This is a genomic window from Pedobacter aquatilis, assembly GCF_030409415.1.
GTDB classification, from domain to species: domain Bacteria; phylum Bacteroidota; class Bacteroidia; order Sphingobacteriales; family Sphingobacteriaceae; genus Pedobacter; species Pedobacter aquatilis.
Map to the genome: position 1 here is coordinate 62,270 of NZ_JAUFPW010000013.1, position 25,153 is coordinate 87,422.

The window sequence follows — 25,153 nt, forward strand, 5'->3', positions numbered from 1 at the left end:
ATTGGTTATGAATCTTCAAATAAATAGACTTTACGAAAAAGCGAATAAATCAGAAAGGCTTATAATTGGTTTGATGAGCGGAACATCGATGGATGGTTTAGATATTGCGCTTTGTAACATTAAAGGAAATGGAGCAGAAACCGATGTTAAAATATTAAAATTTAAAACGGGCGATTATACTGATGATTTCAGGGCAAAGATTAAAGCTATTTTCTCCAAAAAAGAAGTTGATTTACAGCTTGTTTGTTTAATGAACGAACATATTGCAGCAGTGCATAGCGAATTAATTAATGAAGCCTTAAATGAATGGGGTTACAAAAATAGTGATGTAGATTTTATCGCCAGTCATGGTCAAACGATATTTCATGCACCAAAATCACTTCATAAGCTTGATGAATACCCTAATGGCACATTACAAATTGGCGATGGTGATCATATTGCCATGAAAACTGGAATTATTACCTTATCCGATTTTAGACAAAAGCACCTTGCAGCCGGAGGTGAAGGTGCACCTTTGGCCGTTTATGGCGATTACCTTATGTTTTCAAAAGCAGGAGAAAATCGTGTTATGCTAAATATTGGAGGGATTTCAAACTTCACCTATCTACCGGCGAATTCAAATGCTGATGAAATTTTCTCAACTGATGTAGGCCCGGGAAATACCATGATGGATCAGTTTATGCAACAGCATTTTAACAAATTTTACGATAAGAATGCAGAGATATCATCGTCTGGAAAATTAAATAATAATCTTTTATCAGCTTTGCTGGATTGTGATTTTTTTAATGGCAGTTTCCCAAAAACCACCGGACCAGAATTATTTAACCTCGATTATTTAAAATCGGCGCAGAGAAAATCATCAACAGAAAATATTAGTAACGAAGATGTAATGGCGACATTATGCCATTTCTCTGCGGAAACAATATGTAACGCAATAAAAAGTTGCTTTGATGAAAGCGCTGAAATTTATATATTTATGAGTGGTGGCGGCATGCATAACCCATTGTTAGTTACATTGTTAAAGCTAAAATTACCAGCTGCTATTTTTAAAACTACCGATGATTTAAACATTAACCCAGATGCTAAAGAAGCTGTGCTATTTGCGGTACTGGCAAACGAAACACTTTGCGGAAAACCAATAAACTTTGGTAAAAGACAAGGGGTACCTTCTGTTTGTATGGGAAAAATTAGTCTGCCAGAATAAAAAATTTGGTTTATGTGGTAATTTGCTAAATTTGTTGAATAACTAATCATATTTTCAACAAACCAAATTTTATGGAAAAAAGTTACCTAAAATGGTCGCCAAAATTATTATTAATTTTGATGATCTCATTTGTGCTACTTTTACACTCAGAAATGGCAAACGCTCAAAATAAGCGCTATACTATTACAGGAAAAGTAACCGAATCTGCAAATAAAGAACCAATACCTGGTGCAGTTGTAAAAATCTTAAATACTAATTTAGCTACGAGCACCTCAGGAAATGGTAGCTATAATTTTAATGTCGATCTTCCGGCGGGTAAATATCAAATTCAATTTTCTTATGTCGGATTTAAAACCTCTATACAAAATCTTGATTTAGGCACAGCAGATCAAGTTCAAGTAAATGGATCGCTTACCGGCGATGCGGTTGGCCTGGACGAGGTAATTGTTACAGGTACATCTCAAGGAACAACAAGAAAACAACTTGGTAGTTATGTAAGTACAGTTAAAGGTGATGATTTGAACAAAGCGCCAAGCGGAAATGCATTGGCATCGCTTCAAGGTAAAACTCCAGGTGCACAAATTAGTCAAAACTCTGGAGATCCGGCAGGAGGAATTTCTGTGCGATTAAGGGGTGTAAGTTCTGTAAATTCATCGTCAGAGCCGTTATATATTATTGATGGTGTAATTGTAAATAACTCTACAACAAGAGTAACCAATACATCTGCTAATTATGATGGTGGAAACTTTGTTGGAAGTATCGGTCAAAATCGTATGGTAGACATTAGCCCTGCAGATATTGACCGTATAGAAGTATTAAATGGTGCTGCTGCAGCTGCAATTTATGGTTCAAGAGCAAATGCGGGCGTTATCCAGATTTTTACCAAGAGAGGTAAAACCGGCGAACCACAAGTAAGTTTTAACACGAGCCTAACCATTAGCGAGTTGCGTAAGCAAATAGACTTTAATCAATCGCCAACAAAATTTGGTGGACCAACTGATGGTGCAACCGCACAAACTCAAGATGTATTAACGCCTACGTTAACTAATACCACTCCGGTAACCAGATATAACTATCAAGATTATATTTTTAGAACTGGTATTGGAACTGATAATTCTGTATCCGTTTCCGGAGGTAATGACAATACGAAATTCTACACTTCTGCGGGTTATTTTTCTAATCAAGGGATTATTAAAAATACAGATTTCAGAAGGATGAACTTTAGAGCAAACCTTGACCAAACCATTAACAAATGGGCAAAATTAACTGCTGGATTTAATTACATTCACAGTGATGCAAATGAAAAACCTGATGGCAATTCATTCTTTTCTCCAATGAATTCGGTTACAATTATTGGTAACTTCCATGATATTTTCGCGAGAGATGCTTTAGGTAATTTAAAAGCAATTGGAGAACGCGGTCGTGTAAATCCAGTTTCTGTGATTGAGGATATTAAACAACGTCAGTTTACAAATCGAATTATTGCAAATACAGGTTTAAAACTTACGCCAATTAAAAACCTTACCATTGATTACAGCATGGGTGTTGATAATTCTATCCAAAATGGAACAACATTTATTCCTCCGTTTGCGTACAACGTAAGTACAGGTTTTTATGGTGGTGGGCCAACTTTAGATCCATCATTAAATGGTTATGCTAGTGCAGCAAATGCTACAACAACATTATTTAATAACGAGCTAAATTTTACTTACGATACCAAGATTACAGACCTACTAAGTTCAACAACGCAGTTAGGTGGTTCTTATCAATATCAAAAAGATCTTTTCAGTTTACTTAACGGTCGTGGTTTAGCGCCTTTTGTGCAGGTTGTAAATGGAGCAAGTACAATCCTTCCAAATAGCGACAGCCGTTCAGAATTTTCGATAAGCGGTGCTTATTTACAACAAAACTTTAAGTATAAAGATCATTTGTTTGTAACTGGAGCGATTAGAGTCGATCAGTCTACTGTGTTCGGCGAAGAAAATAGAACGCAATATTATCCAAAAGCAAATGTAAGTTATGTGCTTTCATCAGCCGATTATTGGAAAGATTTTGGCGTTTCATCTTGGTGGAATGCATTTAAGTTAAGAGCTGCTTATGGCCAATCGGGTAACTTGACAGGTATTGGTGCTTATGATCGTTTTAATGTGTATTCGCCAAGTGCACTAAACAGTAAAACATCGTTAACATCATTAACCACGTTGGCAAACACCAATGTAAAACCTGAACGCCAACAAGAACTTGAGGTGGGTACAGATATGTCTTTTTTTAATAATAGATTAGGATTAACCTTTAGTTATTATGATAAAACTGTAAAGGATTTACTATTAGGAGTGGTTATTGCACCAACAACAGGTTATTCAAGTTTATTAGATAACATTGGCGGAAAACTAAAAAATAAAGGTTTCGAGCTAATGTTAACAGGTGTTCCATTGAAAAGCGATAATTTCTCATGGACATCAACCGTGATTTTCAATAGAAATAGAAATAAAATTGTGGGTTCCGGTGCACAAAGGTTAATTTCTACTAATGCTGGTGCACCAGTTTCTATTACTGATGGTTATCCGGTAGGTGTATTTTATGGTACTTTCTTCGCACGCAATCCTGATGGAAGCTTGCTGTTAAATGCTCAGGGAATCCCTCAAACAGAAAGAGGTACTCAAACATCGGCTACAACTTATGAAACTGGAAGAACTGGCGGACAGCCATCAGGAAATGTGCTTCGTAAAGTAGTTGGAGATCCAAATCCTGATTATACAGGCTCATTTGTAAATGATTTTACCTATAAAAAATTAAGTCTGCATGTACAATTAGATGCTGTTCAAGGTGGTGATGTTTGGAATGCAGACTGGAGAACTCGCCAAGGTGTGGGTAATGGTAAAGTTGCTGAAGAAGAACAATTGGGCCAACTGCCAAGAGGTTATGTTGCAGGCGCATATAATGTTGAGGAATGGCGTATAGATGATGGCTCTTTTGTGAAACTAAGAGAAATTTCTTTGAGTTATAATATCGGCCAGGTTAAATTTATCAAAAGCCTAACTGTTAATTTAAGCGGTAGAAATTTAGTTTCTTGGGATAACTATAAAGGCTACGACCCTGAGTTAAATTCTGGTGGTCAATCTACAATTTTAAGAAATATAGATTTTGGTTCTGTGCCAATTCCACGTACTTACTCTTTAGGTTTACAAGCAAGGTTCTAAATAAAAAGACTTATTATGAATAATTTAAAATCAAAATATATAGGATACGCATTTCTGGCTACAACAGTTGCTTTCACAAGTGCTTGTAATAAGGAATACTTAAATCCTAATGCGGCAACAGCCGAGGATGTATTAACTTCTGCAAAGGGTTTAACAGGTGTTACTGTTGGACTGCAAAAAAACTTCTCGACTACAAGAGCTGGTGTTTTATATGCATCAATTACTTTAAATGGATTAACTACAAATGAGTTAATATCCATAAATACTGGTAATACGAACGAAGAGCGTTTGGTTGCAGGCGGCGTTCAGGTAGATGGAACAAATACAATATTACTGAATGTTTGGGCAGGCTCGAATAAAATCATTTTCGATGCTGATAACGTAATTAATAATGCCACAAATCTTCCTGACAAGAATTATGCTTCAGGATTAATTGCTCATGCAAGTATTTTTAAGGCATTGGCATTAGGTAACTTATCTGAGTATTGGGAAAGGGTTCCTGCCAGCATAGGTCAAAATGTTTCTTTTATTAGTCGTGTAGAAGGATTTAACAAAGCAATTGCTACAATTGATAATGCATTAGCAGTTATTGCTGCAAACCCAATTAGCAGCTCATTTTCTGGCAACATCCCAGCAGGAATTGATATTCCAAACACTTTGAATGCGCTAAAAGCACGTTACGCTTTATTTGCCGGTAATTATGCATTGGCTTTAACAGCAGCAAACGCAGTTGATTTAAGTTTATCAAAAAAATCAACTTTCACCTACGACGCATTAAACTTAAACCCTATTTTCGAGATTGCTACTTCAACAAATAATGTAATTCAGCCTAAAAACATAAGCCTTGGGCAAACAGGTGCCAATGTACCAGATGCAGGTGATGCCAGAATTCCATTTTACACTGTAGTAAATACAACGGTTCGAATTAATGGATTTGGAGCAGGTACTTTTACGCAAATCCCTGTTTATCTACCAGGCGAGATTACGCTAATTAAAGCAGAAGCTTATGCTCGTCAAGCTACGCCAAATTTATCAAGTTCATTAACAGAGCTTAATAAAATTGTAACAAAAACTGCAGCTACAGATGCTTTCGGGGTTGGCGCAAACTTGCCTGCATTAACCGGAACTTACACACAGCAACAGCTTTTAGATTTAATTTACAAGCACCGTTGTATAGAACTATTTATGTCTGGCTTAAAGCTGGAAGATATGAGAAGATTTAACCAGCCGCTTACAGATAGAAAGCGTAACTTCTTCCCTTATCCTTTTCAAGAGCGAGATAATAATTCTAACACTCCTGCTGATCCGGCATTTTAAATGCACTTAAAATGACTAGAAAGCCTCAAGTTACACTTGGGGCTTTTTTTGTCTGGAAAACCGTTTTAATTTCTTGTACTTTTTTTGATGTTCTAAACCCGATTTAACGAAAATACTTTTTTGTTGCAAAAACGCGAATTAAGCAAAAACGTGCAAAAAAAGATTGTAGTGAGAGCGGGACTGAATTAACCGAAATGTGCAGAAAATTGCTTTCCAAATTCTTATTTAAAATTGATATAGATTGCCGTTTGCTATTCGGCTTAATTTGAGGTACTTTTGCTAAATTACATAAATACAACAGATTGAATTTTAACGACTTTAATTTTAACCCCGATTTATACGAAGGACTTATGTCTATGGGGTATAAAAGCGCTACTCCGATACAAGAACAAGCCATACCGGTAATTTTAGATAACCATGATCTTATTGCCTGTGCCCAAACAGGTACCGGGAAAACAGCAAGCTACCTTTTACCAGTGATGGATAAAATTAGCCGTGCCGCCGATAGACACAACAATACTTTAATTTTAGCGCCAACCAGAGAGCTTGCCCAACAAATTGATTTGCAGGTTGAGGCGCTCGCTTATTTTACCAATATAAGCTCTTTAGCAGTTTATGGCGGTGGCGATGGAATTGCATACGAACAACAAAAACGTTCGATGCGAGAGGGTGTAGATATTATTATTGCCACGCCCGGACGTTTAATGGCACATTTATCTTCAGGCGTTTTAAAGCTTGAGCACTTGCAACATTTAATTTTAGATGAAGCAGATAGAATGTTGGATATGGGTTTTTACGATGATATTATGCGCATTGTAAGTTATCTGCCAAAGAAAAGGCAAACGCTTTTATTTTCGGCTACCATGGCACCTAAGATTAGGAAAATGGCTGGAAGCATATTAGATAATCCGCAGCAAATTACCATATCAATTGCTAAACCAGCAGAGGGAATTGACCAGCAAGCTTACAACATACACGACCAGCAAAAACAAGCTTTATTAACCGATATTTTTAAGGATGAAACTTACAAAAGTGCCATCATCTTTGCATCAACAAAAGAAAAGGTTAAGGCTCTATATAAAACTTTTAAAGGTTTAAAAATTAACGCAGAGGCTTTCCATTCAGATTTAGGGCAAAAAGAGCGTGAAGATATTTTACTTGCTTTTAAAAACAAAAGATTACCAATTATTATTGGTACCGATGTTTTATCTCGTGGTATAGATGTTGAAGGCGTTGATTTAGTTATCAATTATGATGTTCCGGGTGACCCGGCAGATTACGTGCACCGAATTGGCAGAACGGCCAGAGCTGCAACAAAAGGCACTGCTATTACGCTTGTAAACGGACGCGATAAACGTAAGTTTGATAATATTGAAAGGCTTATCGAAAAACAAGTTCCGCGGATGATTTTACCTGAGCACATTGCAACAATGGAAATTACGCATGTTGAAGAAAAAAAACCACAACACCCAAGAAATAATGGAAAGAAAAAGGTTTGGCATAAGAAAAAGCCTAAACCAAACAATCCAGCTTAATGTATTTAAACGCCAGTAGAATTTTCTAATTGGCGTTTTTCTTTTATAAATTACCTTTAAATAATTAATGGCAAACTTTATTTTAATCGGATTATGCATTCTGGCAGGCATTCTTTTCAGAAAAAGCAAAACGCTACCAAAAGATGCACATAAAGGCATTAATGCATGGATAATTTATATTGCGCTTCCGGCAGTTTCTTTTAAATACCTACCACACATAACCTGGACGAAGGAACTGCTTTTTCCGGCATTTGCGCCTATTTGTGTTTGGTTACTTGGTTGGGCATTCATTACAATTTATTCAAAATTCATTAAAGCAAGCAGAGCAACATCAGGCGGTTTAAAATTGGTAAGCTCATTAAGCAACACCTCTTTTATTGGCTTCCCGTTGATTATTGCCTATTTTAGTGAGAAAGAATTGGCTATTGCCATCATCTGCGATCAGATTACGTTTACATTGCTTTCAACCATCGGAATTATCGTAGCCATTCGTTCTTCGCAACAACAAAAACTTAGTGCAAAACTGGTATTACAAAAAGTGCTAACCTTCCCACCACTTATTGGATGTGTTTTAGCCTTAATTTTGCCTCGGTATTTGAATTTATCATCATTTGATGGATTATTCGACAAATTAGCAGGAACGGTTGGTCCGCTAGCGTTGTTTTCGATAGGCTTACAATTAAAATTTGGTGGCTGGTTTAGCGAAATCAAACACATCAGCTTCGCTTTATTGTACAAATTAATTTTAGCGCCACTTTCCATTTTAATAATTGCTTTAATATTGGGTTTGAATGGTACAATTGCAAAAATAACCATCTTCGAAATGGCTATGCCAACATTGTTAACGGCAGGTGTTGTTGCCGACCAATATAACTTAAATCCGAAAGTTTCTAATTTAGTAGTTGGGATTGGAATTTTACTTTCCTTTATAACAACTGGTTTATGGTGGTTGGTATTAACTTATTCTGGTTTGTTTTAGGTGTTTTAAACTGCAATTTTTGTAGTTTGGCTTTCCTTATTCTTTTTGAAAATGGAGTTGTCAAAGCTATTGGCGGCCTGCAGTCCTGCTAACATTACAAGTCCGCACTCGTGCCTCGCTTGCGGTCTTTCCATTTATATCAGGTTTAATTTACGCAGGTTCTTCGCCCTTTTGAAAATTTAAATCACCCCTTGCCCCTCCTAAATTTAGGAGGGGAGTAGCCAGTAAATTATTTATTATTGTGATTTTTAAAATATGCTGTGCTTTTAACCATTGATGAAGTTTTGATATTTTACTGTCCAACTCCCCTCCTTTTTTCAAGGAGGGGCAAGGAGTGTTCATTATTAAATAACTCAAGGAAGAACTAATCCAAAAACCACCACATTAAATTATAGCCCCGACATAAACGAAAATACTTTTGGCTTACCAAAACTTACGAAGTTTCTTCTCAATGTGCTCATTAAACTTCGTAAGTTCCGACTGGGGTTTCCTGAGCCAAAAGATTGCAGTGTTGGCGGGAAGAAAGTTTCCGAAAAACACAAAATTTGCGCTTCAAATTATCTTTAAACTTTTGAAGAACCTAACATTCTGGCAAACTAATCGGGATATTTGTTGCCAAACCACCATCCGATGTTTCCTTGTATTTCGCATTCATATCCAAAGCGGTTTCCCACATGGTATTCACAACTGCATCTAAACTTACTTTAGCTTTATCGGGGTTACTTTGCAAAGCCAGCTGACTCGCCGTAATTGCCTTAATTGCACCCATTGTGTTTCTTTCGATGCAAGGAATCTGGACCAGACCGCCAATTGGGTCGCAGGTTAAACCTAAATGATGTTCCATTGCAATTTCGGCAGCCATTAAAACCTGACGCTGCGAACCGCCCAAACATTCTGTTAAAGCCGCAGCCGCCATTGCTGACGAAACTCCAATTTCTGCCTGACAGCCGCCCATTGCAGCAGATATTGTTGCTCCTTTTTTGAAAATGCTGCCGATTTCTGATGCGCAGGCTATAAACTGCATGATTTTTTCTTCAGAATAACCATCGCAAAAAACAATGAAATACTGTAAAACTGCCGGAATTACTCCAGCAGCACCATTTGTTGGCGCAGTTACCACACGCCCGAACGAAGCATTTTCTTCATTAACAGCCAATGCGAAACAACTTACCCAATCTAAAATATAGTTAAAGCCGTTGCCGCCTTTTCTAATGGCATCTATCCAGGTATCGTAATTTGAGTATTCTGCTTTATTGATTAATCTTTTATTTAGCGGAAAGGCTCTCCTGGCAACATCTAAACCACCTGGCAAAAATCCTGTAGTGTGGCAACCGCGGTAAATGCAATCACGCATTACCGCGAAGTGTTGTAAAATACCAGCTTTAGTAACTGATTCTGGTCGCCAAGCCAACTCATTTTCCATCACAATTTCACTCACTTTTAACCCGGTTGATAAACACCAATGCAGTAATTCTTTCGCTTTCTCTACAGGAAAAGGTAAATCTACCTGAGGTTTTTGGCTGTTGTCTTCACCTTCTTTTACAACAAAGCCACCACCAATAGAATAATAGGTTTCGGAAACCGCTTTGCCATTTTTTAATAATGCCTGAAAGGTTACCGCGTTAGGGTGGAAAGGAAGACTCTCCGCGAATAGGAAAAGTAAATCATTTTCGTAATCAAAATCTATCACTGCCTGTTCAGCCAGATTGAGTTTTTTATCTGCTTTAATTTTTTCAAATGTTGGCGTTACCGCATCAACATCAAAAGTTACCGGGTCTGCACCGGTTAAACCCAATAAAATTGCAACATCAGTTCCGTGGCCTACACCTGTTTTTGCAAGTGAGCCATAGAGTAATATTTTTATCGTCTCAACATCAGCAAGCAGATCATTTTCTTGTAATGATGCGGTGAATTGTTGTGCTGCCCGCCACGGTCCAAGTGTGTGAGAACTTGATGGACCAATCCCTATTTTAAAAATATCGAAAACCGAAATTTGTTCTTTTATCATGAATTTAGTTAGTTACAGATTATCCATTGTAGGGATGAATCCGTTATACAAAGCTATGATTTGTTTTTAGTTTTTTACAGAAATTAATTTTGCATAACATTAAGAATGACTTATATTGATGTTAATTTTAAACGCTCAAAATGGATTTTAACACAACAAATTACGAAGAAATTGACTATCGCTTTTGTCAGGCCTCTTCAGGGTTAAGGTTTGCAAACTACCTAATCGACACAATCTTTATTTATTTGCTAATGTTTGCGCTTGGGGTAATTACTTACTTTGTAGCCCCTGAATTTATCAATTCTATTGATGATGGCATTACCAATAGGATTTTAGGTATGATATTCTATGGGGTAATCATGTCGTTTACCGAAGCAATGCTAAATGGTAAATCTATTGGCAAATACATTACCAAAACCAAGGCTGTGAGTTTGGATGGTAGCGACCTTACTTTCGAGAAGGCATTTACCCGAAACTTGCTAAGAATTATTCCTTTTGAACCGCTTAGCGCTTTAGGAACTCCTTCAAATCCCTGGCATGATAGGTTATCGCAAACAATGGTTATTGAAGAAAAGAAAGTGGCTTTGCAAATCCAGAAAACAGAATTATTCTCGTCCGTTAAAAATCAAACTCTATAATATCGTTATCCTTTAGCATTTGCTCTACAAATTTTTGATGATTTTTCGGCGTTCCGGTAGCGGTCCAGTTTCCGGTAATTATATTATTAACCAACTGGTGTTTCCCGCGTTGTGGCTTAAGTTTGTTCTCTCTGAAAACTTCTTCATAGCTTTCTAAATCGCCATGACTATGTTGTTTTTTAACAATTCTGTAAACACGTTTGGTAAAACGTCTGTCGCCTATTTCTTCTAAAAAAGGGAAAATGATTAAGGCCAACAGTACCACTCCAGTTACTCCAATTGCCTGCTCGTAATAACCGCCACCAATTGCCATGCCTATTGCGGCAACAATCCAAATAATGCAAGCCGTTGTTAAACCTTTAACCCGGTTTTCTTCTTTGAAGATTACGCCTGCACCTAAAAATCCAATTCCAGTAACAATATTTGAGGCAATTCTATCTTGACTGCTTGCACCGATTTTTATTGAAAGGATAGTAAAAAGTGTAGCGCCCAAACCAATCATCATCATGGTTTTTAATCCGGCAGATTTACTTCTGTATTCCCTTTCTGCACCGATTAAACCACAAAGCAATGTGGCTAGCAAAAATTTATTGACTTCACTTTGTGTGATGAAATGTTGATTATCTAAAATATCGTTCATGGGTTTGCCTTATCAAAAGCAAATTAGTAAAAATCATAACATCTTAATCCATTTGAGCGGCCATAATTTGAACTATTCGGCCAATACTTTTCGTACCCAACTCCAATTTCTGATGTTCCGCCAGTGTTTGTATAATTCAATTTGGAAGTTGTAGCATCGTGACTTAAGCCAATTCTAAACTTTTCTCCATTGGTGCGTCTGTTAAAAATATCGAATATCACCGAAAAAACAATTGCATCGTTACCATTAGTTCCGCCATCATTTCTATACCAAATACCAGCATTTACACCCGCATATTTAAATTGTGTTCCCAAACTAAACGACATTACATTTTGCTGGCGGTAAGCAACAATTGATGGAATAAGATAAGCGCCATCTCTATCATATTGATCTGGAACAATGGCCAACTTATAGCTCATATTAGCCGAAATCCTCACAGGTAACCTGGTTTGGAAACCTGATAAAGATTCATCAGGACGATTTAGATGATGCGCACCTAAACCCAACATAAAATTTTTGTAAACGATATTGCCTCCAGCGGCAGCATCGAAGTAAAATCTACTGTCTACATTTGGTCTTTCGGCACCAGAGATTCCTCCTGGTATAATCCCGGCGTTTATATCAATCTGATCGCCAAAAACCAATTTATCCCAATTTAATTTTTGATTGGTTATTCCGCCTTGCAAACCAAATGAAAGCGTAAAATCATCGCCACCAATAATGTAAGAATAACTAATGGCAATATTATTTTTCTGCAGATACGCTGTTCCTTCACTGCTTCGGTTAAAAATTAAACCTACTCCACTATTAAGCTTTTGAAGGTTCAAATCGGCTGATGCACTCATGTAAGAAAAGTCTCCAGAAAGCCCCGTCCACTGATTTCGATACAAGGCATTAAACCTGATATCACCTTCAAACTGTCCGGTTAACGCAGGATTTAAATAAATGGGTGAGTTATAGAACTGACTGTAAATATGATCTTGCCCTTTACTTAAAAAAGGGAAAACAATAAACACTATAAATAGGTTAATCCAACTGCCCTTCATTATCGTATTAAATATATTGTACCCGTTTTACGCGGTGCGGAATTATCATAAGACATACCTTTCCAATCGCCACCATTTATAAACTTCACTTCAATCTTCCAAAAATAAACGCCTTGCGGTTGTTCTTGCCCATTAAATGTCCCATCCCAACCTTCAGATGGTGCACCATCATCCAACTTGCTTGTTTCCCATAAAGCTTGCCCCCATTTATTAAAAACGGTCATTTTCCAGGTATCAATTCCCCTTCCTTTTGCTTTAAATGTTCTCAACTCGTTTTTAGCACTGGCAGGCATGAACGAATTCGGCACATGTAGCGTTCCTGGCACACCAATTACCCTAACCATTTGTGTTGAAGTGGATGCACAACCTTCTTTATTTATAATTTTAAGTGTAACCATGTATTCGCCAACATTACTGTATGTATGTGATGGATTTTGTAAGGTTGAACTTGAACCATCTCCAAAATTCCACTCCCAACTTCCTGCACCATTAAGGCTTGCATCCCTGAAATTGAAAGTATAGTTTGGTATGGAAAGTTCGTTTCCGGGCAATACATTAAAATTGGATTGTGGTGGTGTAACCAGCTGGATGTAATTTGGCAGAACAGAAACATTCTTACAGCCTTGTGTATTTGTTGCCGTTAAGGTTACCGTATAATTTACCCCGCTACCCGTAAAAGTATGTTCTGGCTCAAATTGGTTTGAAGTCGTTCCATCACCAAAATCCCAGAGGTAGGCGACTGCGTTTTTACTGTTATTTTTAAATTTGACAACTGTACCACTACAGCCTATAGTTTTATCTGCTGCAAAACCAACCGTTGGTTGTTCTAACACCACAATTGTTTCTGTAGTGTAATTCATTGAGCAATCATTAGAAGCATAAAGGGTTACTAGATATGTTCCAGGTTTTGTAAAGGTATGCGCAACCATTTCTGGAGCACTATTTGTTAATGCTGAGGCACCATCACCAAAATCGTAATAGAAAGTATTAGCACCTTTCGTATTATTTTTAAAGTTAACTAGAAGTGGTGCACACCCCCTCAATTCCGGAGCATCTACCACCAATTCGGGTATAATGTTATTTGGAGAAACCCTGACAGTATACTGAGACGTGTTTGAACCACATTCATTTGTTGCCGTCATTTTCACAATATAATCGGTAACCTCATTAGTAATATAAGTATGGGTAATTGTACTTTTATCATTGGTTGTAAAAGTTGGCGAGCCATCACCAAAGTCATAAGTAAAACTTGTGTAAGTTCCTGGAGAGGTATTGCTGAACGTTGTTGTAAATGGAGAGCATCCAGCCGTTTTATTTGGAGAAAAAACTGAAATAGGTGCAGCTTTGACTAATACTGTTGATGTTCTGGTGATTACGCCACAAGCCGTTGTTGCCCTAAGTATAACTGTATAAGTGATATCTTCTCCTGCCGGATCTGAACGATAATCTATTCTTGGAGGATTAGCCAAATTTGAAGTTGTACCATTTCCAAAATCCCAGAAGAATGTTGAACCTGTTAAATCGGATGAGGTATTGACAAAGTTTACACTGAATGGCCCGCAATCTGCTGTCTTATCTTGAGTATAAGCAATTGTAATGTTATCTCTGGTTGTAAAAGTATGTGTTGTTTCATCTGCCAAACATCCCGAAGCGCTTGTTACAACTAATCTTATACCCACACTTGCATTGCTGGTTAATATGGTATAACCTGGAAAGGTTGCTCCAGTTCCAATTTGTACATTATTTGCAAACCAGGTGTAAGTTGCGTTCCTGCCAGGATAAAGCCCTGCCTGAACAATTGTTGGTGTTAATGCAAATGGTGCACAACCAATATCTGTAGTATAAACAATTTCTGCTTTGGCATTTTGATTAACGGTTATTAATATTGGAATACTTTCATTTGCAGAACCTCCTGAACATGCAGCACTCGTGACTAAGCGACGGTAGCGAATGCTAACCGTGGGTTGTGGTGGCGTGTAGTCTTTTGCCGTTGCACCAGCAACATCTGTCCATGTTGTACCGTTAAAACTCGATTGCCATTGATAAATAAATGTTCCGTTCGCACCTGTTGGTAAACTGCCAGTTAATGGATTTACAGGAGTTCCTTCACAAATAGTTTGATCTGCTGAGATAGCATTATTTGCAATTGCTGGCAATACATCCAATTTTATTGAATTACTTTCTGATGAACAAAAACCACTGGTTACAATTCTTTTAAAATAGATTATAGAACTTACAGAAATGCTTAAATCCTTTGTCGTTCTACCTGGCAAATTTGCCCAGGTAATTCCGTCTGTACTGCTTTGCCATTGATACGTATATGTGCCAATTCCTCCTGTTGGGGTTGTGCCCGCTACTGTAATGGTTTGGCCTGAACAGACAGTTCCAGATGTCGTACTAATTGTATTTATAATCGCCGCCGGATAAGAAATCGTTACTTCATCAAAACTATTTGGACATGAACCTCCGGTAGTTGTCCATCTAAAGCCGTAGTTATTCCCTGCTGATAAATCCGAAACTGTTGTATTGTTTTGAGACGGATTGTTAATGGTAGCTGGAGGACCTGAAACCTGTGTCCATATACCTACTTCATTATTGCCGCTTAAAGTTGCTGTTGTTCCTGTACATAAGGTTTGATCAGGACCAGCATCTGCACCTTGAACAGTAACAGTTTGGGGAGCAGAAACTACAGCACCACAAGCACCACTTGTTACGCTTAAGGTTATTGTATAACTTCCTGCAGTGGTAAAATTAAAAATAGGGTCTTTACTAGCCGCGGTTGTACCACCAGAAAATGTAATCGCAGGAGTAACTGTCCATAAATAAGTCGGAACAGCATTACATGTATTATCAATTTCAGAAATATTTACTGGAGCAAGTGTGCTAGGTGCACATACTGTGGTACTTGGCAATGTAAATATCGGTTTTGGCGGATCTTGAATGCAAATTTGCTGCTCAACCAGATCAGCATCGCAAGCACCAGAGCTCACAGAAGTTAATTTAATGGTATGGATTCCCCTGGTTAAAAATTTATAAACAAAATTATAAGAGCGTGGCTTATTTGCCTCTATCAAAGTACCATCAACATACCAGTTATAAGTTACATTATTTGGCTCGCATCCTGCTGATGTAGTATTTGGGTTTTCACCCAATTGTGAGGTATTAGTAAATGTAATTTCGGTATTTGTACATGCAGGACTTTCATATGTAAATGAATTAATAGGTTTGATAACCACTTTTGCATAAGCACTTAACGGGTCTCCTAAATTTCCGCAGAAATCATTAGCTACTCTGATAGATACATTAAATGCATTATAAATTGGACCAGATGCGGTGGTTGAAACCCGGCCACAGGAAGAAGTCGTATAATCATGACCTACTTTACCTGCGGCCTTTAAAATATCGCAATAGGTGTAAGTTGTCGATGTACCGTCGCCCCAATTGATTACATATCTATCTCCTGGAAAATTATTTATAATTCCAACTGTAGATAAATAATCAACATTAAATTGAAAAGAAGCCAGCGGTAAGCATACAGGATTATTATTTACAGTTGCAAATGCAGTTATAGCTTGGTTGTTAATGATAAAATATGCCTTTGTTCCAACTGTTCCATCTGGCATTGTAGCTTTTGCAAAAACAGTGTAATGTGCAAGTTGTGCGGTAAAAGTTTTTGGCGTATTGAGGTCCAATGAGGTTGTAACGCTGCTGATTTCATTTTTTACAGTAGCATTTACAGTAGCATTAGCTGATGAATTGTTGGAAAGAATAAGATCATAATTTGCTCTTGTTATGCATGGCCCAAAAGCCTCTTGTCCGGCAGGTGTGTTTAAAGCTGTAGATATAACCTCAGCACGTACAGGTGTTCCTGCTTTTATTTCAAAGGCAGCTGATTCTGTACTAACATCAGCCGGAGCAATAGATTTTACCCTTACTTTATAACCTGTTCCGGCAGGAGTGTTTGTCGGAATTATTCCGTTTACATATGTGCTGTAAAAACCAGAATAGGTTCCAATCCGTCTTTCGCCAGTAAAATTACCATTTGCATCAGACAGATACAATTCGAAAACATTTGTTGTTACCATACAGGAAGCATTTCCAATAGTAAATGGAACTGCGATTGTGCTTCCGGGTGTGTAAGGACCAGCATCTACACCACTTACTGTTAATTGTGAGTACGTGTTTAATGCAAATAATATTAACGTCGAGAAAACAAATACAGCAGCTGTAATTTGTTTACACCAAATTTTCATAAATCTTTAACAATAGGGGGTTATTAAAGAAAGTTCTTCACAAAAGAGCACAACAAATTGAAAGCGCTGGTTAAACCTATATTAAATCAGTTTGTTTGGTAAAGTTTTGTTCGATAGAAATATTCTTCAATAGTTGTAAAGCACAAAATTATCCAAAGGAAATTAATCTAACTAAAATTTTACACGAAAGCCATTTCCAACAGATTGCAAATACGATAAACTTGCGTTTTTAAAAAGATTTCAAATAAAAAATCCCCCAAAACTTTAGTTTTGGAGGATTTAATTTACACGTAATTCTTATGAACTGAATGATTACATCATGCCGCCCATGCCGCCTCCGCCCATTGGAGGGTGAGCTGCTGCACCGCCTTCTTCAGGCTCATCAGCTAAAACAACTTCTGTTGTTAATAACATTGCTGCAATAGATGCTGCATTTTCTAATGCTACACGACTTACTTTAGTTGGGTCGATAACACCAGCACCGATTAAGTTTTCGTAAACATTAGTACGAGCATTGTAACCGAAATCTGCAGTTCCTTCTTTAACTTTTTGTACTACAATAGAACCTTCAATACCTGCGTTTTCGCAAATCTGACGTAATGGTTCTTCAATCGCACGACGAATAATTTGAATACCTGTGTTTTCATCTTCGTTAACACCTTTTAAATCAGATAAAGAAGCTACCGCACGGATGAAAGCAACACCACCACCAGCAACAATACCTTCTTCTACAGCTGCACGAGTTGCATGTAAAGCATCATCAACACGGTCTTTTTTCTCTTTCATTTCAACCTCACTCGCTGCACCAACGTAAAGAACTGCAACACCGCCAGCTAATTTAGCCAAACGCTCTTGTAATTTTTCTTTATCGTAATCAGATGTAGTTGTTTCGATTTGAGCTTTGATTTGGCTAACACGAGATTTAATATCTTCTGAGTTACCTGCACCGTTGATTACAGTTGTATTGTCTTTATCAACTACAACTTTCTCAGCAGAACCTAAGTAAGTTAAATCAGCATTTTCTAATTTATAACCTCTTTCTTCTGATACAACGATACCGCCAGTTAAGATTGCGATGTCTTCTAACATTGCTTTTCTTCTATCGCCAAAACCTGGTGCTTTAACCGCAACAACTTTTAACGAACCACGGATTTTGTTAACTACTAAAGTAGCTAAAGCCTCGCCATCTAAATCTTCAGAAATGATAACTAAAGGTTTACCAGTTTGAACAGTTTTTTCTAAAACAGGCAACAATTCTTTCATGTTGCTGATTTTTTTGTCGTAGATTAAAATGTATGGGCTATCTAATTCAGCTTCCATTTTATCTGCATTAGTAACAAAGTAAGGCGATAAATAACCTCTGTCAAACTGCATACCTTCTACAGTTTTAACTTCTGTTTCAGTACCTTTAGCTTCTTCAACAGTAATTACACCATCTTTACCAACTTTGCTCATTGCCTCAGCAATTAAAGCGCCGATAACCTCGTCGTTATTAGCCGAGATAGATGCAACTTGTTTAATTTTGTTATTGTCTTCGCCAACAGTTTGCGATTGAGTTTTCAAGTTCTCTACAACAGCAGCAACCGCTTTATCAATACCACGTTTTAAATCCATTGGATTTGCGCCCGCAGCAACGTTTTTAATACCAGTTGTAATAATTGCCTGAGCTAAAACCGTAGCAGTTGTCGTACCATCACCAGCAATATCAGCTGTTTTAGATGCAACTTCTTTAACCATTTGAGCGCCCATGTTTTCAACCGCATCTTTCAATTCGATTTCTTTAGCAACCGTAACACCATCTTTAGTAATGGCTGGCGAACCGAATTTTTTATCGATAATTACGTTACGACCTTTCGGACCTAAAGTTACTTTTACTGCATTCGCTAAGATATCAACACCACGTTTCAGGGCGTCGCGTGCTTCCACGTTATATTTTACTTGTTTTGACATTTCGTTTTTAAATTTTGAAGATTGTGTGAGTGAATAATTGATTATCCGCTCTAATTCTATAATTATTATTTTCTAATTGATGCTGAATTCAAGCATTCTAAATTCAGTCATTCAATCATTATTTATCCAACTACCGCGTAGATATCCGTTTCACGCATAATCAGGTAATCTTTACCTTCGTAAGGGAATTCGGTACCACCGTATTTACCATAAATAACAACATCGCCAACTTTTACACTAGCTTTTTTACCTTCAGAATCTTCTTCAGAAACAGAAACTACAGTTCCTTTAGATGGTTTTTCTTTTGCAGTATCAGGGATATACAAACCCGATGCAGTTTTTTCTTCTGCCGCAGCCGGTTCAACAATAACTCTGTTCGAACTGCCAGCAATTGGTTTAAGGTTTAACGCCATAACTTTTTATTATTTTATTTTGAGTTTAATTTTAATTACTAAGCATACAATTAACACTTTTTATGCCAATAGCCATTGAGGGACAAATTTGCCAATTTTTTAAACAATTAGAGAATGTTGCGTGTCAGCTTGGCAGGGCTACTGAAAAAAATTCTTTTATAAGTAGGATTTGGAAAGGAACATCAGTAGCTTTTCGGTTTAGCTTGGCCCCGCTTTGCACTACAAGTCCTCGTTACACAGCGGGCTTTTCGTTGCAATCGGGTTTAGATAACTTCTTCAGAAATTCTTGGGAGAGTTTACAATTATCGCTGTAGCATGCGTATCGCGTGTGGATTAAATATACACACGCGTGTGCCAGCCAGAGAAACCAACGGATACAAAATCAAAATACCTTTAAAACAAAAAAAGCTTTCCCTTTTGAGGAAAGCTATTTAAAATGTTTTGTTGGTTTAAATTATTTTTTGGTTGTATCTGCTGTTGCAGGTGCTACCGGAGTTGCATTATTAGTTGCGCCACCACCAATTGGAGAAGGTGTAGGCATTTTGTTTAAACGCTCCTGTAATTCTGTATTGCCAGTTGCAGCAGTGCCACCAGATTTGCCCATTGTAGTAATACCTAATGTTAAAACAACAATAACGGCTAACAAAATCCACGATCCTTTCTCTAAAACATCGCCAGTACGTTGCACACCAAACATATTGCTGGTGCCGCCACCTGTTGCCAAACCACCACCTTTAGGGTTTTGTACCAATACGAATAAACCTAAAGCTACACACGCAACGATTAATAAAATGATTAAAAGGGTTATCATGATAAAATATATTTTATAATTTCTTTTCTATAGATTGGATAAGGTCGGCAAAGTAACCACTTTTTTCTGGATATTTCAAACTTAATTTTTTATAAGTATCTATGGCCTTGTGGAAAAGCATTTGTTCGATATAAATCTTTGCCAATGTTTCCGAAACTAAGTCGTAATGGTCTTCGGCGCTTTTTTTTGCCTTATTTTCATTATCGATTTGTTCTGGTTTTGGTGGCTTAATGGTTGGGTCTTCCTTTAAAAACTTCTCAATAATTTCAGCACCTTTAACATCTTTAACTTCTGCCGAAGGGTATTCAGCTAAATGATCTGCAACTTCAAAAGGTGTTTGAATGTGAAAAATATGTTCTACATATTGCTGTTGAAATGTTGCCTGTTGTTGCGGCTTTACTTCCTGTTGCTTTACAACCGCAGGCGCAGGTTGCGCATAAGGCTGAAATATCTGCTCATGCTCTTTTCTGGTTTTGGCAAGCCACCACAAAAATGTGTATGGCATTTTATCATCATCGTATTTTGATAAATAGCTATTTTCCGGCTCATCAGGAATTACAGTTTCGATATTTGGAGCAGTAGCAACAACATCAGTACTTAATTTTTGTTCAAAAGCAAAAAAATCAGCCGAAACTACACTTTCAATATAATCCGTATCCTTAATTTCGGTTTGTAAATCTTCTTCAACTAATACAGTTTTTTCAACTTGCTCAACAACTGGATTCGCCGCAATCTTTACTTCTCCAATTTCTTCGTAAACTTCAGGTTCTTCTTCAGCTTCAATATATTCGGTCTCAAAAGTTTCAATTTGCGGTAAATTCAGATTTGAATCCGCCTCTGTTAAAACTATTTCTTCTTCAATGCTTTCTTCATCAACAACAATTTCATCCTCAACATTAGCTATTTGCAAAATATCGTACAAAACATCTCCATTGCTGTAAAGTGCAGCCTTCGAAACAAATTCAGCATCAGCTTTAGCTAAAAGTAAGTGTATGGGCTGTGCGTAAGGAAATTGAGCCAACAAATCCAACAAAGCCGGCACATGTGCCTTCCTTACTTTTCCGGGTTGAGCCAATAAATCGGTAAGAAGTTGTTTGTTATTCATTGTTGAGGTTTGCCACTAAGTTAAAAATTGCAGTCGATTTTTAAAATTTTTAGCTACCACTGCGCAAAGGCACGGTTAAAAATATCTTCAGTTAACTGTCTATTAATATTCTCTATCGCCTGTGGTTGAACCGCTTGCAAAGAACCTCCTAAAGGAAAATCGAAAAAACGTGTGAAACTTTCTTCAAAGCTTTCTTTTTCGTGGCCTTCTATATTATTCTTGTATTTGACAGAAATGGTAATGGTAATGCGGTTATTTGAGGCTGTTGGTGTACTGCTTGAAGTTAATGCAACAGGTTTAATGCTGTAATCTGTTATCCTGCCTTCAAAGATAGCATCACCATCGTTAGGTGTAATGCTTAATTTAGTTTGGGTTCTGATACGCGATTTTAGTGATTCAGTAAAATCCTGACTTAAAGTTGGAATAACCAAAGGCGCTGTATTTTCAAAAAACCGTACGGTAACTGTTTTTAAACCTTCGGTTGATGCCCCACTAAAAGTATAAGCACATGAGCTTAATACAGCAGTAAGTAGAAGTGCAAATATTTTAATTTTCATAATTCAGTTTCAAACCCAAAAAGAAAAATTGGCTTATAAATTTAGTTCCTTAATTTTTCTATACAATGTACGTTCAGAAATACCCAATTCTTGTGCGGCAAATTTACGCTTGCCTTTGTGTTTTTTCAATGCCTTTTTTATCAAATCTGATTCTTTATCAACTAACGATAATGATTCTTCAACTTCCTCAGCATCGTGGGCAAAATAATCCGAATTATTATTGTTGTTGATGTTATTATTAGAAGTTGGATGTTGAATGGTAAAAGCATGCTCCTGACCCGCAGGTAACTCCACATCTCTGTAAAGCTGGTTTATGTATTGTGGATTATCAGCCAAAACGGTAGCCGTATTTCCGCCATGCTGAATAATCTCTGCTACAAGTTTTTTCAGTTCAACCATATCCTTTTTCATATCGAAAAGCACTTTATACAGAATATCCCTTTCTGTAAAATCTTCCTTCGATTGTGCATTTATCGCCATTGGCAAATTACTTCCGGCTTCGTTTGGTATGTAATTTAAGATTGCTTGTCCGCTAACATTTCTATCTTTCTCCAACACACAGATTTGCTCTGCAATATTCTTTAACTGACGAACATTTCCAGGCCAGCTATAATTGGTTAATATTTGTACCGCCTCAGGTTCTAATTGCAAACCCGGTGAACGATATTTATCACTAAAATCGGCTGCAAATTTTCTGAAAAGTAAATAAATATCTTCCTTACGCTCTTGCAATGCAGGAATACGCAATGGAACTGTATTTAACCTGTAATATAAATCCTCACGGAATTTGCCATTTTTAACACGGTTGTAAACATCAACATTTGTTGCTGCAATAATACGAACATCGGTTTTTTGTACTTTTGATGAACCTACACGCAAATACTCTCCACTTTCTAAAATCCTTAACAAACGGGCTTGAGTTCCAAGTGGGAGTTCTGCTACTTCATCTAAAAAAATAGTTCCACCGTTGGCCACTTCAAAATAACCTTTACGGGCTTCGTGTGCCCCAGTAAACGAACCTTTTTCATGTCCAAACAATTCTGAATCTATTGTACCCTCCGGAATTGCTCCACAGTTTACCGCAATGAAAGCACCATGTTTTCGGGCACTCATTTGGTGGATAATTTGCGAAAAAACCTCTTTACCACTTCCACTTTCGCCGGTAATTAAAACCGACATGTCTGTTGGCGCAACCTGACTAGCAATATCTATGGCACGATTAAGCAATGGTGAGTTACCAATAATACCGAACCGTTGTTTAATATTTTGTGTATCCATTTAGTAACTTAGTAGTTAGTATAAAGTATTTAGACTTTTTTCTTTATTCCTTTATCCTTGTTCCTTAATCCGTTAAACTATCTTTCCAATCAGCGTAGCTGAAGTACATCTTTCAATGTAAACATTTGCATATTGACCAGGTTTTACACCATCAATAGCCGGGAATATTGCCATTGCACCGCTGTCTCCTCTTCCGCAATAATCTTTATCCGATTTTTTTGATGTACCTTCTATTAACACACGTACAGTTTTACCAACCCATTCTTGCAAACGCATTAAAGAGTGTGCTTGTTGCTTGGCTAAAATTTCAGCCAAACGGCGCTTTTTAATATCTTCCGGAATATCATCCTCAAGCTTACGGGCTGCTAAAGTTCCTGGTCTTTCAGAGTATGTAAAATTGTAAGCAAAGTCGTATTGAACATAATCCATCATGCTTAATGTTTCTTCATGCTCCTCTTCTGTTTCGGTACAGAAACCAGCAATAATATCTGTAGAAATTGCACAACCCGGAATAATATTTCTAATCGCATCAATGCGGTTAATGTACCATTCTCGAGTATAGGTTCTATTCATCAACTCCAAAACACGTGTATTACCCGATTGAACAGGCAAGTGAATGTAATTGCAAATGTTATCGTATTTGGCGATGGTATGCAAAACTTCATCAGTAATATCTTTAGGATGAGAAGTAGAAAAACGAACCCTTAAATCTGGACTAACCAAAGCCGTTTGCTCTAAAAGCTGAGCGAAATTTACCGTTTCCGTTCCATCTTCTGATGTCCAGGTATATGAATCAACGTTTTGACCAAGAAGCGTAACTTCTCTGTAGCCTGCTTCAAATAGTGTTTTTGCTTCTTCTATAATCGAATGCGCATCTCTACTGCGCTCGCGACCGCGGGTAAACGGTACAACACAGAAAGAACACATATTATTGCAACCACGGGTGATGGAAATAAAAGCCGTAATGCCGTTGCTATTTAAACGAACCGGACTAATATCTGCATAGGTTTCCTCACGGGATAATAGAACGTTAACCGCTTTATGCCCACTTTCAACTTGCTCAATTAAGTTTGGCAAATCACGGTAAGCATCTGGCCCTACTACAACATCAACTAAACGTTCTTCTTCTAAAAACTTAGATTTCAATCGTTCTGCCATGCAACCTAAAACGCCAACAATTAACTTCGGATTACGACGTTTTTCTACCCCAAATTGTGAAAGACGATTTCTTACCCTTGTTTCTGCATTTTCGCGAATAGAACAAGTATTGATGAAAATTACATCGGCCTGATGGTAGTCTCCAGTGGTTTCAAATCCAGTTTCTGAAAGAATAGAGGCTACAATTTCACTATCGGCAAAATTCATTGCGCAACCATAACTTTCAATATATAACTTACGGGCATCGGCTTTAACTGGTGTATCTAAAATTAAAGCTTCACCTTGCCTAGCCTCATCGTGTGTTTTATCCTGTATTTGTAAATCAATCATTCCTTTAAAAACTTTTGGGGATTGCAAAAATACACAAATAAAATTAAAAGTGACAAATTGACATATTTAGTTTAAATGTTTACAAAGGGATTATTTTAGATGGATTTTACAACTCCAATTCAAAAACTGAATAGATTTACCGATGTATAAATTATTAAATTTGCCATTATGCTAAAAGCTGAAATAAGAAAGTTAGCGCTTAAAGAAAGGTTGAGTCTTGGCGAAGAAGATTGCGAAAAACTAAGCAAATTATTGTTAAATCAATTTAAAAAGCTTGATTTTGAACGAATTAAAACCATTCACATTTTTCTGCCCATTAGCGAAAAAAGAGAACCTAACACATTCTTATTTATTGAGTGGCTTGCAGAAAATCATCCTCAAATTAAAATCATCGTACCAAAAGCAGATTTTGAAACCGCTTTAATGACTAACCACGAATATTTGGGCATAAACGATTTACAGAAAAATCTCTACAATATTTTAGAACCTCAAAAGGGAAATCTTCATACTGGCGATGTGGATTTGGTTTTGATTCCCCTTTTAGCTTTTGATAAACAGGGCTATCGGGTGGGATATGGCAAAGGTTTTTACGACCGTTTTCTCGAAAATATAAATGCTCAAAAAATAGGCTTATCTTTGTGGCCTGCAATAGAAAAAATTGACGATGTAAACGAACACGACATCTGTTTAGACTTTTGCATTACACCAACAGAAACCATCAAATTTTAACT

General features: G+C 37.2%; 20 protein-coding genes. 7 read left to right on the top strand and 13 right to left on the bottom strand.

Annotated elements, in window-relative coordinates; all coding sequences use genetic code 11:
- Positions 1-7 precede the first annotated feature (7 nt).
- The 5 genes from QWY86_RS07690 to QWY86_RS07710 all read left to right on the top strand — a co-directional run bounded on the left by QWY86_RS07690 (position 8) and on the right by QWY86_RS07710 (position 8,235).
- Positions 8-1,204 (top strand): anhydro-N-acetylmuramic acid kinase, encoded by a 1,197-nt coding sequence (locus tag QWY86_RS07690; RefSeq protein WP_290240504.1) that lies wholly within the window; start codon positions 8-10, stop codon positions 1,202-1,204.
- A 71-nt stretch (positions 1,205-1,275) separates the two neighbouring features.
- Positions 1,276-4,404, top strand: a complete 3,129-nt coding sequence (locus QWY86_RS07695; RefSeq protein ID WP_290240506.1) for a SusC/RagA family TonB-linked outer membrane protein — start codon at positions 1,276-1,278, stop codon at positions 4,402-4,404.
- A gap of 15 nt (positions 4,405-4,419) precedes the next feature.
- Positions 4,420-5,721, top strand: coding sequence for a RagB/SusD family nutrient uptake outer membrane protein (locus tag QWY86_RS07700; protein WP_290240508.1), 1,302 nt, complete (start codon positions 4,420-4,422; stop codon positions 5,719-5,721).
- Between the two features lie 302 nt (positions 5,722-6,023).
- On the top strand, positions 6,024-7,256 hold the full coding sequence (locus tag QWY86_RS07705; RefSeq protein WP_290240510.1) for a DEAD/DEAH box helicase: 1,233 nt from the start codon (positions 6,024-6,026) through the stop codon (positions 7,254-7,256).
- Between the two features lie 67 nt (positions 7,257-7,323).
- A complete protein-coding gene (locus QWY86_RS07710) occupies positions 7,324-8,235 on the top strand; it encodes an AEC family transporter (protein WP_290240512.1) in 912 nt (303 codons plus the stop codon).
- Between the two features lie 5 nt (positions 8,236-8,240).
- On the opposite strand, the gene QWY86_RS07715 is transcribed toward QWY86_RS07710, so the two are convergent.
- The 3 genes from QWY86_RS07715 to QWY86_RS07725 all read right to left on the bottom strand — a co-directional run bounded on the left by QWY86_RS07715 (position 8,241) and on the right by QWY86_RS07725 (position 10,243).
- On the bottom strand, positions 8,241-8,369 hold the full coding sequence (locus tag QWY86_RS07715; RefSeq protein WP_290240513.1) for a hypothetical protein: 129 nt from the start codon (positions 8,367-8,369) through the stop codon (positions 8,241-8,243).
- Positions 8,370-8,385: 16 nt separating this feature from the next.
- Positions 8,386-8,538 carry a hypothetical protein gene (locus QWY86_RS07720; protein WP_290240515.1) on the bottom strand — a complete coding sequence of 51 codons (153 nt, stop codon included), beginning with the start codon at positions 8,536-8,538 and terminating at the stop codon, positions 8,386-8,388.
- Positions 8,539-8,815: 277 nt separating this feature from the next.
- On the bottom strand, positions 8,816-10,243 hold the full coding sequence (locus QWY86_RS07725; protein WP_290240517.1) for an L-serine ammonia-lyase: 1,428 nt from the start codon (positions 10,241-10,243) through the stop codon (positions 8,816-8,818).
- Between the two features lie 140 nt (positions 10,244-10,383).
- On the opposite strand from QWY86_RS07725, the gene QWY86_RS07730 reads away from it, so the two are divergent.
- Entirely contained in the window at positions 10,384-10,881 is a 498-nt protein-coding gene (locus tag QWY86_RS07730) for an RDD family protein (RefSeq protein ID WP_290240519.1), read from the top strand.
- Here the strand turns inward: QWY86_RS07730 and QWY86_RS07735 are convergent.
- The 10 genes from QWY86_RS07735 to miaB form a co-directional block, all read right to left on the bottom strand.
- Entirely contained in the window at positions 10,862-11,521 is a 660-nt protein-coding gene (locus tag QWY86_RS07735; protein WP_290240520.1) for an MgtC/SapB family protein, read from the bottom strand. The two genes, QWY86_RS07730 and QWY86_RS07735, sit on opposite strands and share 20 nt — an antisense overlap.
- A gap of 23 nt (positions 11,522-11,544) precedes the next feature.
- Positions 11,545-12,567, bottom strand: coding sequence for a PorP/SprF family type IX secretion system membrane protein (locus QWY86_RS07740; protein WP_290240523.1), 1,023 nt, complete (start codon positions 12,565-12,567; stop codon positions 11,545-11,547).
- On the bottom strand, positions 12,567-16,820 hold the full coding sequence (locus QWY86_RS07745) for a PKD domain-containing protein (protein WP_290240526.1): 4,254 nt from the start codon (positions 16,818-16,820) through the stop codon (positions 12,567-12,569). Before QWY86_RS07745 ends, QWY86_RS07740 begins: the two co-directional genes overlap by 1 nt.
- Before the next feature lie 312 nt (positions 16,821-17,132).
- Positions 17,133-18,770: a chaperonin GroEL gene (gene groL, locus QWY86_RS07750; RefSeq protein ID WP_290240528.1), complete on the bottom strand. Its 1,638-nt coding sequence runs from the start codon at positions 18,768-18,770 to the stop codon at positions 17,133-17,135.
- A 122-nt stretch (positions 18,771-18,892) separates the two neighbouring features.
- Positions 18,893-19,183, bottom strand: coding sequence for a co-chaperone GroES (locus QWY86_RS07755; RefSeq protein ID WP_025141798.1), 291 nt, complete (start codon positions 19,181-19,183; stop codon positions 18,893-18,895).
- Positions 19,184-19,637: 454 nt separating this feature from the next.
- Positions 19,638-19,994: a preprotein translocase subunit SecG gene (gene secG / locus QWY86_RS07760; RefSeq protein WP_290240542.1), complete on the bottom strand. Its 357-nt coding sequence runs from the start codon at positions 19,992-19,994 to the stop codon at positions 19,638-19,640.
- A gap of 13 nt (positions 19,995-20,007) precedes the next feature.
- Positions 20,008-21,099 (bottom strand): DUF8458 domain-containing protein, encoded by a 1,092-nt coding sequence (locus tag QWY86_RS07765; protein WP_290240544.1) that lies wholly within the window; start codon positions 21,097-21,099, stop codon positions 20,008-20,010.
- A gap of 53 nt (positions 21,100-21,152) precedes the next feature.
- Positions 21,153-21,656 (bottom strand): LptE family protein, encoded by a 504-nt coding sequence (locus QWY86_RS07770; protein ID WP_290240546.1) that lies wholly within the window; start codon positions 21,654-21,656, stop codon positions 21,153-21,155.
- A 33-nt stretch (positions 21,657-21,689) separates the two neighbouring features.
- The gene (locus QWY86_RS07775) at positions 21,690-22,934 is read right to left on the bottom strand and encodes a sigma-54 interaction domain-containing protein (RefSeq protein WP_290240548.1); all 1,245 of its coding nucleotides are present in this window, start codon (positions 22,932-22,934) and stop codon (positions 21,690-21,692) included.
- 72 nt (positions 22,935-23,006) lie between these two features.
- Positions 23,007-24,422: a tRNA (N6-isopentenyl adenosine(37)-C2)-methylthiotransferase MiaB gene (gene miaB / locus QWY86_RS07780; protein WP_290240550.1), complete on the bottom strand. Its 1,416-nt coding sequence runs from the start codon at positions 24,420-24,422 to the stop codon at positions 23,007-23,009.
- 168 nt (positions 24,423-24,590) lie between these two features.
- On the opposite strand from miaB, the gene QWY86_RS07785 reads away from it, so the two are divergent.
- A complete protein-coding gene (locus QWY86_RS07785; protein ID WP_290240552.1) occupies positions 24,591-25,151 on the top strand; it encodes a 5-formyltetrahydrofolate cyclo-ligase in 561 nt (186 codons plus the stop codon).
- Positions 25,152-25,153: the final 2 nt, after the last annotated feature.

Coding starts and splice junctions, on each gene's coding strand:
- QWY86_RS07690 (WP_290240504.1), top strand. CDS start 8: ATGAATCTTCAAATAAATAGACTTTACGAAAAAGCGAATAAATCAGAA.
- QWY86_RS07695 (WP_290240506.1), top strand. CDS start 1,276: ATGGAAAAAAGTTACCTAAAATGGTCGCCAAAATTATTATTAATTTTG.
- QWY86_RS07700 (WP_290240508.1), top strand. CDS start 4,420: ATGAATAATTTAAAATCAAAATATATAGGATACGCATTTCTGGCTACA.
- QWY86_RS07710 (WP_290240512.1), top strand. CDS start 7,324: ATGGCAAACTTTATTTTAATCGGATTATGCATTCTGGCAGGCATTCTT.
- QWY86_RS07715 (WP_290240513.1), bottom strand. CDS start 8,369: ATGGAAAGACCGCAAGCGAGGCACGAGTGCGGACTTGTAATGTTAGCA.
- QWY86_RS07725 (WP_290240517.1), bottom strand. CDS start 10,243: ATGATAAAAGAACAAATTTCGGTTTTCGATATTTTTAAAATAGGGATT.
- QWY86_RS07730 (WP_290240519.1), top strand. CDS start 10,384: ATGGATTTTAACACAACAAATTACGAAGAAATTGACTATCGCTTTTGT.
- QWY86_RS07735 (WP_290240520.1), bottom strand. CDS start 11,521: ATGAACGATATTTTAGATAATCAACATTTCATCACACAAAGTGAAGTC.
- QWY86_RS07740 (WP_290240523.1), bottom strand. CDS start 12,567: ATGAAGGGCAGTTGGATTAACCTATTTATAGTGTTTATTGTTTTCCCT.
- QWY86_RS07745 (WP_290240526.1), bottom strand. CDS start 16,820: ATGAAAATTTGGTGTAAACAAATTACAGCTGCTGTATTTGTTTTCTCG.
- groL (WP_290240528.1), bottom strand. CDS start 18,770: ATGTCAAAACAAGTAAAATATAACGTGGAAGCACGCGACGCCCTGAAA.
- QWY86_RS07755 (WP_025141798.1), bottom strand. CDS start 19,183: ATGGCGTTAAACCTTAAACCAATTGCTGGCAGTTCGAACAGAGTTATT.
- secG (WP_290240542.1), bottom strand. CDS start 19,994: ATGATAACCCTTTTAATCATTTTATTAATCGTTGCGTGTGTAGCTTTA.
- QWY86_RS07765 (WP_290240544.1), bottom strand. CDS start 21,099: ATGAATAACAAACAACTTCTTACCGATTTATTGGCTCAACCCGGAAAA.
- QWY86_RS07770 (WP_290240546.1), bottom strand. CDS start 21,656: ATGAAAATTAAAATATTTGCACTTCTACTTACTGCTGTATTAAGCTCA.
- QWY86_RS07775 (WP_290240548.1), bottom strand. CDS start 22,934: ATGGATACACAAAATATTAAACAACGGTTCGGTATTATTGGTAACTCA.
- miaB (WP_290240550.1), bottom strand. CDS start 24,422: ATGATTGATTTACAAATACAGGATAAAACACACGATGAGGCTAGGCAA.
- QWY86_RS07785 (WP_290240552.1), top strand. CDS start 24,591: ATGCTAAAAGCTGAAATAAGAAAGTTAGCGCTTAAAGAAAGGTTGAGT.